This window comes from Methylotuvimicrobium buryatense, assembly GCF_005931095.1.
Taxonomy (GTDB): Bacteria; Pseudomonadota; Gammaproteobacteria; order Methylococcales; family Methylomonadaceae; genus Methylotuvimicrobium; species Methylotuvimicrobium buryatense.
Map to the genome: position 1 here is coordinate 2,073,254 of NZ_CP035467.1, position 12,204 is coordinate 2,085,457.

A 12,204-nucleotide genomic window follows, 5' to 3' on the forward strand; every position below is an offset into this window, starting at 1 on the left:
TCCGCGCACTTTCACAGTAACGTTCATGAAGGCCTAGCCCTCGCCCCGGTAAATGAAAGCTCTCTGGCGGGGAGGGTGCGGTCACTCGCCCGACAGGACGCCGTGAATACGTCCATGTAGGCTCGACGGCGGCTGTCGATCGAGCAACCGCACCCTCTTCGGAACCGGCATTGTATTGAATATCGAAAAACTAGATTAAGATTTCAAATCCACGAACTTTCACAGTAACGTTATCCACTATTTTATGGCAAGCCGTTGAAAGACTTCATGTGCTTCATGGTTAAACTGCCGAATTAAGGATTAACGGTTTTGGGCATCATCGTCGACTTTGAAAAAAGCCATGGCTTGCTGAAGTTCCTCGGCATTGCCGGAAAGTTCTTCGGCCGTTGCCGCAAGTTGCTCGGACGCGGCGGCATTTTGTTGGGTGGCTTTGTCCAGTTGCGCCATGGCTTCGTTGATTTGCGCCAAGCCAGATGCTTGTTCGTTACTGGCGGATGTGATTTCTTCGATCAAGGTCGCGGTTTTGCCAATATCCGGAACGATTTGTTGTAACAATTGCCCGGCTTGGTTGGCGATATCGACACTGTCGGTGGCCAGTTCCCCGATTTGTTCCGCGGCTTTGCGGCTATTTTCGGCGAGATTTCGAACTTCCGATGCGACGACCGAAAAGCCGCGCCCATGTTCTCCGGCGCGAGCCGCTTCGATTGCGGCATTGAGCGAAAGCAAATTGGTTTTTCTGGCAATGTCTTCGATAATCTCGATTTTATCGGCAATTTCGCGCATTGCCTGCACGGTCCGAGATACTGCATCGCCGCCTTGTTGCGCTTCCGCTGCCGTTCCTGTCGCGATTTTGCTGGTTGCAACGGCATTCTCGCTATTTTGCTGCACTGACGCTGTCAATTCTTCCAAACTTGAGGTCGTTTCCTCCAGTCCCGAGGCTTGTTCCGTGGCGCTTTGGCTAAGGCTCTGCGAGGTCGCGCTAACTTCATTCGCGGCACTGGTCAAGTAATCCGCACGGTTTCTTACTTCCTCAACCGTTTGCTTAAGGTTGTTGATCATTTCCGCCATCGATGCATACAAGCTTTCCCTGTCGCCGGATTTGACATTTAATTTCATCGTCAAGTCGCCAGTAGCCATGCGTTTCGAGATCGCCGCCAGTTCCGCCGGTTCCCCTCCGAGCTGTTTGAGAATGTATCTGACGATGACCGTGGCCAGAATGATACCCGCCAAAACCGCGGAGAGTGTGATTGCAATCAAAACGAAACGAGCTTGAGTGCTGTCGTTTTCCATGGCTTGTTGAATGGCTGCCGCCGAAGCATTGACGATGTCGCGCATTTGTCCAAGATAGTGTTGCACGCTCTGAAGATTGGGCACGGTTTCGTTTTTATAAAGCGTACCGGTTTGTTGATCTTCGCTCCGGTCCTCGTTGCGGATTATGTTGACTCGGGCATCCCGGATTAATTTCGCCGATTCGTGCAAGAGTCGGTGGGGTTCTTCGACATTGGCGAGTAGCGGTTTTAATTCAGGAAAGCGCGATTCGGCGTGCCGTCTTTCCTGACCGTAAAACCATCGTCCGAAGGCGCATTGCGTATGATCCAGCTGTATATTCAAATCATGAGCATGATCGTCATAAACAAAGGCATTGAGTTGGGCGGCCCAATTTAGATGATCGACCTCTCGTTCGACCAAATCGGTGCGCAGATTATCGGCTTCGACGACATTACGAGTTTCGTCGACTAGCGAAATAAGTCGTTGAATACCGATTCCGGATGTCAGTAATAACAGAACTAGGATGCCGGCGAAGCCAAGTGAAATTTGCGTTCTGAGTTTCATGGATGAGGCTTGATATTGGATGTAAGGGTTATTTAATTTTAGCGTACAAAATTATTAATGCAGCTATTTATTAAAATAATCGCGCAGTCCGTAAGGTTTTTTACGATTTATCCTAAATTTAGCAATTTAGCCATCAAGTGCATGATGTTCTTGAAGTATTTCAAGAGAATATTCATAATCTTCATGGTGAAATGCTTTTTCTAGGTTCATCGCTTAAGGTTTCCCCTGAAATCTGCCGAACCGTAACAAAATAACCGGCATGAGTAGTAGGTTGAGTAGCGTCGAGGAGGCCAAGCCGCCGATGATGATTGCCGCCATCGGCCCCATGATTTCACGTCCCGGATTATCGCTGTTCAATGCGATAGGCAGCATCGCTAGTGCGGTGACCAATGCAGTCATAAGAATCGACGGCAGGCGTTCTTCCGCCCCTTGCATGGCAGTGGCGAAATCCCAACTTTTGCCGTCGGTTTGGACCAGATGCCGATAATGGGCGATCAACATAATGCTGTTACGTACGGTAATGCCGAACAGCGTGATGAAACCGACAACCGAACCGACCGATAGTGACGCTCCGGTCAATAATACCGCCGCGACGCCGCCGATCAACGAAAACGGCAGATTCACGAGTGTCAATACTGTGTGACGAAAGCTGCCGATCGCAATGTAGATCAGCATCAATACGCCCGCACCGGCCAACAACGAATGCAAGACCAATTCTCGGCGCGCCTCGGCTTGTTCGATCGCGGCGCCGGTAAATTCCGGATACATATCGGCCGGAAATGGGATTTCGTCGAATACTCTTTGCTTTAATTCGGCGACGAACGATTCGTAATCCCGGTCGATAATGTTTGCGGTAACGGTCTGCCGTCTTTGCGCTCCTTCATGCAGGATATTGTATCGCCCGGAGCTTTGCTCGATAGCGGCGACTTGCCCGAGCGTCACGAGCGTACCGTCCGGGGCGCGTATCGGCAGTTTTTCAAGTGCTTCGGGCTTATTGCGGAGATTGGCATCGAGGGTAACCGCAATGTTGTCAATACGGTTACCCTCGATATGCTTGCCGACGATGCGGCCTTCATAGGCGCTTTGTACGGTGCTCATGACGTGAGTCGGCCGCAAGCCCCAAAAGGCCAGCTTGTCCGATTGTAACCGGATATCGAGCATCGGCGCGCCGGGAGGCGAACGGACCGTTACATCGGCCGCACCCGGCATTGATCGTAGCAGCCCCGCGATATCCTCGGCTTTCCTGTCGAGAAACGCTAAGTCATTACCGTAAACATTGACCACGAGAGGCGACGTATAGCCGGAGATGGTTTCGTCGACCCGTTCGGTCAAAAAGGTATTGGCTTCGTACACGATGCCAGGTACGCCGTCCAAAGTCTTGCGCAGTCGGTTTAAGACTTGTTGCTGTTCCGGACCGGACATCGGCGCCAGGCGCACTTCATACTCGCTGTAATGACTGCCGTAGGTATCGGCCCCACGCTCCGCGCGCCCGGCCCATTGCGAAACCGAAACGACGCCCGCAATTTCTAAAAATTGCTCGGTGATTTTCGTACCGATTCGGATCGATTCCTTCAGCGCCGTGCCGGGAATACTGCTGGTATGCACAATATAATGACCTTCACGCAGCGGCGGTAGAAATCGGCTGTTCGTGAAAAACAAAGCAGCCAGGCCGGTGATACAGATTAGCACGGCAGTCGCTATCGCTAGTTTAAAATGCCGGCTAATGAAACTGAGCCAACGCCGGTAAACCGGTTTTAAGTACCGGATCAATGGCGGTTCTTTAACGCTTGAGTCGTTTTTGCCCAATAACATGAAGCACAGCGCCGGAGTTAGCGTTAATGCCGCGATTAACGACATGAGTATGGCAAGAATGTAGGACATACCCAGCGGTGAAAACAGACGTCCGGCGACGCCGGTCAAAGTTAGCAGCGGCACGAAAACCAGTGCGACGATGAAGCTGGCATAGACCACCGAGCCCCTCACTTCCATCGAGGCGGAGTAGATGACTTCGGAAACCGGACGCGGTACTGCCGAAAGCCGATTTTCGCGCAGCCGACGAAAGATATTTTCGGTATCGATGATCGCATCGTCGACGACTTCTCCAAGCGCAATGGCAAGTCCGCCCAAGACCATGATGTTCAAATTGACGCCGAATTCGAGTAGCACTAGAACAGCGGCAATCAGCGATACCGGTATTGCCGTCGCGGCGATGAGGGCGGTCCGTATTTCGAATAAAAATAGATACAGCACGATCAGCACGCACAAGCCGCCGATTAATAAATGTCCCGATAGGTTATGCAACGAGGTTTCGATGTAATCGGCCGGACGGAATAAGTTCGGATAAAAATCGATCGCTTGCTTGGCGAATAGCGTATTGAATTCGCTCAAGGCTTTTTCGACTTGTTTCGAAACGGTGAGCGTATTGGCGCCGTATTGGCCGATGACCATCATGACGATACCCGGATGGCCCATGATTTGTGCGGCGCCGATCGGCGGTTCCGGCCCATAGCGAATATCGGCGACATCGGCGAGTCTGACACTTCGGCCTTGAGTATGCCTGACAATAATGTCTTGAAGTCGTTTCGGGTTGAGATTTTGGCCGGAAAGCGTGATGCTAAAACGCTGATTGTCGGTTTCGATGAAACCGCCGCCTTGTAGGTTCGTCGATTCCGAGGCGGCTTGAAAGATTTCGTCGAGCGCCAAGCCGAAGCGCTGCAAACGGGCGGAGTCGACTTGAATTTGCAATTGCCGAATTTCACCGCCGAATACATTGACGTCGGCAACGCCTGGGACAGCCATTAATCGCGGGACGATCGTCCAATCTGCAAGGCTTCTCAGGGCCATTAAATCCTGTCGATCCGAATGCAGACCGATTGTCAAAACCGTTGCCGATGACGAAGACAAGGGGACTGCCAGAGGCGGGCCGATGCCTTGCGGCAGGCGATTGGCGATACCGGCCAGGCGTTCGCCGACCATTTGCCGATTACGGTGGATATCGCTGCTTTCTTCAAAAAGCGCGGTCACGACCGATAAGCCCTGTATCGATTCCGAGCGGACCGTTTTTAAGCCGATTAGCCCCGAGATTGAGCTTTCAATCGCTTGCGTGACCAGCGTTTCGACTTGCTCGGCGGAATAGCCGGGCGCTTCGGTTTGGATGACAATTTGCTTCGGCGAGAACTCCGGAAATATGTCGAGGCCTGCTGCGGTGAAACGATAAAAGCCGTAGACGAATAGCAGCATTGCAGCGACGATCACGATGCCATGTTGACGGATCGCAAAGCGGATTAAGGCGCTTAGCATTTTAAAACGGATTTCCCGCCGCCCGGCGTTTCAGGGTTCTGCAATTCAATCATCGTCATCATCTTCATCGGGAATTTGGCTTTTGAATTCCTCCGAAAGCAGCATTTGCGCACCGCTTACGACTAATTCCTGACCCGCATGCAAACCGTCCGTGACGAAATAGCCGGCATGTGTGTCGATAAATCCGGTAATAGTCAGTCGTTGAAAATGTTCCGGAGACGTTTTGACGTAAACGAAAGCTTGACCGAGATGGCGAATGACGGATGATGCCGGTATTAAGACGCCGTTTTCGGCGTTTTCCTGCAATGGAATGAAGGCGGCGATGCGCATGCCGGTTCGAATGCCGCCGTGTTCGGTTTCGAAAAAATAACTTTCCCCTTGGGTGAGCGGGTCGGTTTGCGGTGCGGGCGATATAAAACGCGCCGGTTCGGCTCGGTTTCGATCGCCGTAGCGTGAGACCCGGATTTCGTCGAGCGTATCGACCGGTTTATTATTAGGCGGCAACGAGATATGCAATAAATTTTTTTGCCCCGACAAATAGGGGAGCAGGGTGTCGGTATTGGCATCAAGGAACAATTCGGCAATCGCTTGGCCCCAATTGAGTATCGCCTCATTGCGAACGGTTTCGATTTGTAGGCGACTGCCTTGAGTTAACGCTTGTTCCGATTGCCATTGCGACTGTTGTTCTTGCAGACTGCGCCCGGAAACGGCGCCGCCGCGGTGTAAAAGCCGGGTTCGGTCGATCGATTGTTGAGCCAGCGTTAGTCGAGACTTGGCGCTCTCATGCCCGCTGAGTGCGGCGAGGTAACGGTTTCTCAAATCCAGCAGCGGTTGTAACGCAACGACATTGCCGTAAGCGGTCAGTTCCGGACGATACCGATGAGGTTCGAGTTTTATTGTTTGCAACCCGGAGCGAGTTTGGGACGCCGAGTCGATGTTCAGAGTGCCTTCCTTCCCGTAGTCGTCAACATCGGTTTCGGTTCGAACGGGAGCGGCTTCTTTGTCTTGATTCGTCGCAAAGGCAATGCCGTTATCGCTTAATGCAAGCGCTACGGTAATCAAAGTCGGCCATTTCAAACCGCCCAACAAGGTTATGGGATAACTAACGAGGCTAATAAAGGAGAATTTCATGTGCGGCATGAGCAAATTATAAGGGCCGGAAGGGGCGTAACCGAAATTATTTGTTGTTTTTATAATTGATCGCGTTATTCTTTACGGTTTGCGCCGTTAGGCACTATTGAACGGAGAACTATCGATGAGCGATTTGCCGGAAAATTTGAAGTATGCAAAAACCCATGAATGGGCAAAACTGGAAAGCGACAATGTAGTGCGCGTAGGTATTACCGAATTCGCGCAAGCCGAACTCGGCGATTTAGTTTTTATCGAACTGCCTAAAGTCGGGCGTGTCGTTAAAGCGGACGAACAATGCGCTGTCGTCGAGTCGGTCAAAACCGCTTCGGATTTATTCAGCCCCGTGTCCGGAGAAATCGTTTCGGTTAATGAAGAGCTATCCGATGCGCCGGAGCAGGTTAACGACGATGCCTACGATGCTTGGCTGTTTTGCGTGAAGGCCGATAATCCGGCCGAATTGGATACCTTGCTGGATGCCTCGGCCTACGGTCAATTGATTGCCGAATAAGCCGAAAGCCTTGTTTGGCGCGTTATGGGGGGGCGGTCATACGCTCAAGCTAAGCACAGGTCGCCGCTGCTAAATCGCTACCGATCGCTTCCGGTGCGTCCAATTAGCGTAGCCCGGATGGAGCGAAGCGCAATCCGGGAAGTTCGAGGCCACGCCATTCCCGTATTCGCTACGCTGCATAACGGGCTACATATACTTGAATAGTAACTTGGGAAAGAAGGGATGTGAGTTGGCCGGTACTTTGCCTGTAAGTGATGCGTCCGTTTGTCAGTTTTCCACAAAATCTGTGGATAACTCTGTGGATAGCGTCTTGAGAAGGTTCTCAACAATTTGACTTAGCAGGCGTTTTTACAAATCGAACAAGTATTGGTCGGAATATAATATCATTAATAAACAATGACTTATAAAAATTATCAAGCTTATTAAGACGCTGTAAAATCATTGTAATTAAAATGACAAAAGGCTTGTGTAATCTGGCGTTTTAATCTACCGGAATTTGTATCAAACTATGGCAAATCAAAACGCAAAAGGTTTTAAACGCATCGTAAACGCTTTTTTCTTTTCGCTGTCGGGCTTTAAGGCCACTTGGTTTCATGAAGAGGCGTTTAGGCAAGAGGTTTGGTTGTTTATAGTCACGACGCCGTTGGCCGTTTGGCTCGGCGAGACAAACATTGAGAAATTGCTGCTTATCGGCAGCATGGTCCTGGTTTTATTGGTGGAACTACTGAATTCGGCGGTTGAAGCGGTCGTAGATCGAGTCGGATTCGAGCATCATGAACTGTCCGGCCGGGCCAAGGACATTGGTTCGGCCGCTGTCATGCTTTCCTTGGTTTGGGCGGCGGCGACCTGGATATTGATTTTATTTTTTTAGGAGAAACAATGAGTGCATTAATCTGTGGTTCGATGGCTTACGATACCATCATGGTCTTTCATGATAATTTCAGGAATCATATCCTGCCGGAAAAAGTCCACATTCTTAATGTTTCGTTTTTGGTGCCGGTCATGCGCCGCGAATACGGCGGTTGTGCCGGCAATATCGCCTATAACCTCAACTTGCTTGGCGAAGATCCTTTGATCATGGCGACGGTCGGGCACGATTTCGAGCCGTATTCGCAGTGGTTGTCGCAATGCGGTCTCTCGAGCGAATACATCCGCATTCTCGACGACAATTACACCGGTCAGGCTTACATCACGACCGATCAGGAAGACAATCAAATCACCGCGTTTCATCCGGGCGCAATGAATTTTTCGCATTTGAATTCGGTGCCGACCGACGGTTCGATCAGCATCGGCATCGTTTCTCCGGACGGCAAGGAAGGCATGCTGCAGCACGCCGAGCAATTCGCCGAACAGGGCATTCCGTTCATATTCGACCCGGGCCAAGGCATGCCGATGTTCGACGGCGATGAACTACTGAAGTTTTTGGAACTGGCGAATTGGGTCACGCTAAACGATTACGAATCCGAAATGATGCAGCAGCGCACCGGTTTGTCCTTGGATGAAATGGCCGATAAGGTCGAGGCGTTAATTGTTACCTTGGGCGGTAACGGTTCGAAAATATACGTCGGCGGCGAGTGTATCGAGATTCCGCCGGTTAAGCCTGCCGCGGTTGTCGATCCGACCGGTTGCGGCGATGCCTACCGCGCCGGACTCTTATACGGTTTGATGAACGATTTGGGTTGGCCGACGACCGGCAGGATCGCTTCGTTGATGGGCTCGATTAAAATTGAGCATCACGGCACGCAAAATCACAGCTTCGACATCGATTCTTTTAAGGACCGTTACCGCGAGACCTTCGGGGCGTCGTTTTGAGTTTAAGCAATACCGAAAAATTGCTCGGTATCATGGCGCAGCTACGCTCGCCGGACGGCGGTTGCGCCTGGGATATCGAGCAGGATTTCTACAGTTTGATCCCATATACGATCGAGGAAGCTTATGAGGTTGCCGATGCGATCGAGCGCGGCGATTTGGACGACTTGCGCTTGGAACTCGGCGATTTGTTATTGCAGGTCGTCTTCCACTCGCGCATCGCCGAGGAGCGAGGTCTGTTCGATTTCGAACAAGTAGCGGGCAGCATCGCCGAAAAGCTGGTCAGACGGCATCCGCATGTCTTCGGCGATGCTGTCTATCAGAGCGACGAAGAGCGTAAACAGGCCTGGGAGCAAGCTAAGCTCGAGGAGCGTCAATCGAAACGCTCCGCTGAATTACCGGACAGTGTGCTTGATGGCGTTCCGGGAAATCTGCCGGCATTGGTGCAATGCGAAAAAATCCAGAACCGCGCCGCGAGTCATGGGTTCGATTGGCCCGAAGTCTTGCCGGTGTTCGATAAAGTTACCGAAGAATTAGAGGAAGTCAGGGAGGCGTGGGAGTCGGGCGATCAAGCCCATATTCAGGAAGAAATCGGCGATTTGCTCTTGGTCGCGGTCAATCTGGCCCGGCATCTGAAAGTCAATCCCGAAATCGCGTTGCGCGAAAGCACGAAAAAATTTTCGTCGCGGTTTCAATATATCGAAAAACACGTTCAAGAATCCGGGCGCGATTTGAGAGACTGCAAACTGGCCGAACTCGATGCCTTATGGGACCAAGCGAAACAGGCTTTGAAAAAGAAGTAGGTCGAGTTAGGCGAAAGCCGTAACCCGTCACCCGCACGTGGGTTGATCGATTCTCTATTCTCCGGTTTAAAAAAACATTCCTGCAAACTATAGCTTCCCGTCTTCGAGAACCTGGAGCTTCTCTTACCGCATTTCTAAGTAAAGAGCTTGAGAAGGAGCGAAATCACTTGAATTGCCCATTGGGTGATCAGCTAATTCAGCTTGGATTGAATGTTTTCGTGATCTTCGTTTGTTTCGTGGACAAAATGTTATTCCATCAACGCCACCGATTTAATCTGAAGCCAGATCGCTTGTCCGGGTGCTATTTCGAGCATGTGCGCGGCACGCTTGGTTAGTCGCGCAACCAAAACGCTTGGGCCGACTTTGACGCTGACCAAGGCCAATCCCGGATGTTCGTCGTCCGCGATGGCTTCCACCTCGCCGGGCAGTACGTTCTGAATACTGGAATGTTCTCGATTGTCGCGGGCTAGACTGATATCTCTTGCCAGCACTCTGACGCGAACGCGGCGGCCGAGTGCAATGCCTTTGTCCCGCGTCCATAGACTACCTCCGGAAAAATCCAATTTTGCCAAATGCCAGCTTGAGTCACGTTCCGCGACGACCGCGTCGAGCACGACGCCGGCCTCTTCGCCGAGGCGTATCGGCAAATCAATTCGCGCCAGTGTTTCTTTGAGCGGTCCATGAGCCATGACCTTGCCGTTATTCATCGCAACCAGATAATCGGCCAGCCGGGCGACTTCCTCGGGCGAATGGCTGACATAAACGATAGGAATATCGAGTCGATCGCGGAGCTTTTCCAAATAAGGCAAAATCTCTTGCTTTCGAGCCGAGTCCAGGGCGCTGAGCGGTTCGTCCATCAGCAGCATGCGCGGATTGACCGCGAGCGCGCGGGCAATGCCGACGCGCTGACGTTCGCCCCCGGACAGGCGGTCCGGTTTGCGGCCCAATAAATGGCCGATGCCGAACAACTCGATGATCGGATCGAGATCGGTTTGCCGGGCAGCGGGAATTCTTTTTCGGCCGTAATGCAAATTATTCCGCACGGTCATGTGCTCAAATAAACTTGCTTCCTGAAAGACATACCCGATCGGCCGTCGGTGCGCCGGTAACCAGGTCTTGCCGTTTTGCCAGGTTTCGCCTTTGAACGACAAGAATCCTTCATCGGCGCGTTCCAGTCCCGCCATGCAGCGCAGCAGCGTGGTCTTGCCGGAACCGGACTGTCCGAACAACGCTGTGACGCCGCGTCCCGGCAAAGTCAGGTCGATATCGAGCGAAAAGCCCGGCCAATTCAATAAAAAGCGGGCTTCGATTTGGTCTTTCGTCATCGTTCAAGCCTTTTCCGCGCCGGGTCGCCAGGCGTAGACAGTCAGCAGCACCAGGAAAGAAAAAATCAGCATGACTGCGGCCAAACTGTGCGCCTCGCCGTATTCCAACGCTTCGACGTGATCGTAAATCTGCACCGACGCGACGCGGGTGATACCGGGAATGTTACCGCCGATCATCAATACGACGCCGAATTCGCCGACCGTATGCGCGAACGTCAGCACGCCGGCGGTCAGGAAACCGGGCAAGGCCAACGGCAGCGCGACGGTAAAAAACGCGTTCAACGGCGAGGCGCGTAATGTCGCGGCCGCTTCCAAGGGCCTGTCGCCGATGGCTTCGAAGGCGTTTTGCAGCGGTTGCACCATGAACGGCAGCGAATAGAATACCGATGCCAGCACCAGACCTTCAAACGTGAATGGTAACGGATCGATGCCCAGCGCGCTTGTCAAACGGCCGACCGGGCCGTTCGGTCCCATCGCCAGCAACAAATAAAAGCCCAACACCGAAGGCGGCAAAACCAACGGCAGAGCCACGACGGCGCCGATCGGGCCTTTCCAGCGCGATTTCGTTCTTGCGAGCCACCAGGCGATAGGCGTACCGGCAACGAACAGAATCGCGGTCACGACCAGCGCCAGTTCGAGAGTCAGGATGACCGCTTGGAGGTCGCCGGCGCTCAATGTCATCGGTCTACCTCCGCGCCGGTAACGTGAATCCGTAGCGGGTCATCACCTCGCGCGCCGGTTTTGAGTCGACATAGGCGGAGAAGCGTTCGGCCAGGGCATTGTCCGCGGCCCGTTTGGTGATGATATAGCCTTGTGCGAGCGGTTCGTGCAGCGTGTCCGGGATCAAATAATGGCCGCCTTGCCTCGCCAGTTCGGGATTCAACGCCAGAGACAACGCGATGATGCCGATTTGGGCGTTGCCGGTTTGCACGAATTGCGCGGTATGCGCGATATTTTCTCCGTACACCAATTTCGGTTCCACGGCCGCCCAAATTCCCGTCGAGCGGAGCGCTTCCTCGGCCCTTTTGCCGTAAGGCGCATGTTTCGGATTGGCGATGGCAATGCGGGTAATCGATGGATCGGTCAGGTTTTTCAGCGTCAGTTTGGAGGCATCCATCTGCGCGCTCCATAACACGATGCGGCCCACGGCATAAGGCTTGACTTCGGATGCCGCGAAACCGGCTTTCGACAGTTTATCCGGAAACGCGATGTCGGCCGAGAAATACAGATCGTAGGGCGCGTCCTGCTGAATTTGCGTAAAAAACTTGCCCGACGAACCGTAAACGATTTCGATAGTGTCGTCGGGATGCGCTTTCCGGAATTCGGCGGCGATTTCATCGAGCGCGAACTTGAGGTCGGCCGCCGCCGCAATTAAGATTTTTTCGGCATGAGCGAGCGAGGCCGACAAACAACAGACGATCAGTAGTAACGTTTGAATCGTTTTCATCCGTTTATCTCCGGGGGTGTTGGATCGGCAATCAGAAGCGAAACAGGC

General features: G+C 52.6%; 10 protein-coding genes. 4 read left to right on the forward strand and 6 right to left on the reverse strand.

The features are described from left to right. Positions 1 to 300 precede the first annotated feature (300 nt). From EQU24_RS09345 to EQU24_RS09355, 3 genes are all read right to left on the reverse strand, one after another. Positions 301 to 1,833: a methyl-accepting chemotaxis protein gene (locus EQU24_RS09345; protein ID WP_017839754.1), complete on the reverse strand. Its 1,533-nt coding sequence runs from the start codon at positions 1,831 to 1,833 to the stop codon at positions 301 to 303. Positions 1,834 to 2,046: 213 nt separating this feature from the next. Further along, positions 2,047 to 5,133: an efflux RND transporter permease subunit gene (locus EQU24_RS09350; RefSeq protein ID WP_017839752.1), complete on the reverse strand. Its 3,087-nt coding sequence runs from the start codon at positions 5,131 to 5,133 to the stop codon at positions 2,047 to 2,049. Positions 5,134 to 5,178: 45 nt separating this feature from the next. Further along, positions 5,179 to 6,264 carry an efflux RND transporter periplasmic adaptor subunit gene (locus tag EQU24_RS09355; RefSeq protein WP_014148844.1) on the reverse strand — a complete coding sequence of 362 codons (1,086 nt, stop codon included), beginning with the start codon at positions 6,262 to 6,264 and terminating at the stop codon, positions 5,179 to 5,181. A gap of 124 nt (positions 6,265 to 6,388) precedes the next feature. On the opposite strand from EQU24_RS09355, the gene gcvH reads away from it, so the two are divergent. The 4 genes from gcvH (at position 6,389) to mazG (ending at position 9,384) form a co-directional block, all read left to right on the forward strand. Next, a complete protein-coding gene (gene gcvH / locus EQU24_RS09360) occupies positions 6,389 to 6,772 on the forward strand; it encodes a glycine cleavage system protein GcvH (RefSeq protein WP_017839750.1) in 384 nt (127 codons plus the stop codon). A 508-nt stretch (positions 6,773 to 7,280) separates the two neighbouring features. Then, on the forward strand, positions 7,281 to 7,643 hold the full coding sequence (locus tag EQU24_RS09365; protein WP_014148841.1) for a diacylglycerol kinase: 363 nt from the start codon (positions 7,281 to 7,283) through the stop codon (positions 7,641 to 7,643). 8 nt (positions 7,644 to 7,651) lie between these two features. Further along, a complete protein-coding gene (locus EQU24_RS09370; protein WP_026130063.1) occupies positions 7,652 to 8,584 on the forward strand; it encodes a carbohydrate kinase family protein in 933 nt (310 codons plus the stop codon). Next, positions 8,581 to 9,384 (forward strand): nucleoside triphosphate pyrophosphohydrolase, encoded by an 804-nt coding sequence (mazG, locus tag EQU24_RS09375; RefSeq protein ID WP_017839748.1) that lies wholly within the window; start codon positions 8,581 to 8,583, stop codon positions 9,382 to 9,384. Before EQU24_RS09370 ends, mazG begins: the two co-directional genes overlap by 4 nt. 248 nt (positions 9,385 to 9,632) lie before the next feature. Here the strand turns inward: mazG and modC are convergent, their stop codons facing one another. Genes modC through modA form a run of 3 tightly spaced genes read right to left on the reverse strand, consistent with a single transcriptional unit; the run spans position 9,633 to position 12,156 of the window. Next, a complete protein-coding gene (modC, locus tag EQU24_RS09380) occupies positions 9,633 to 10,709 on the reverse strand; it encodes a molybdenum ABC transporter ATP-binding protein (protein ID WP_017839747.1) in 1,077 nt (358 codons plus the stop codon). A 3-nt stretch (positions 10,710 to 10,712) separates the two neighbouring features. Continuing rightward, positions 10,713 to 11,390: a molybdate ABC transporter permease subunit gene (gene modB / locus EQU24_RS09385; RefSeq protein WP_017839746.1), complete on the reverse strand. Its 678-nt coding sequence runs from the start codon at positions 11,388 to 11,390 to the stop codon at positions 10,713 to 10,715. A gap of 4 nt (positions 11,391 to 11,394) precedes the next feature. Continuing rightward, complete coding sequence (gene modA / locus EQU24_RS09390) at positions 11,395 to 12,156, reverse strand: molybdate ABC transporter substrate-binding protein (protein ID WP_017839745.1); 762 nt, start codon at positions 12,154 to 12,156, stop codon at positions 11,395 to 11,397. Positions 12,157 to 12,204 lie beyond the last annotated feature (48 nt).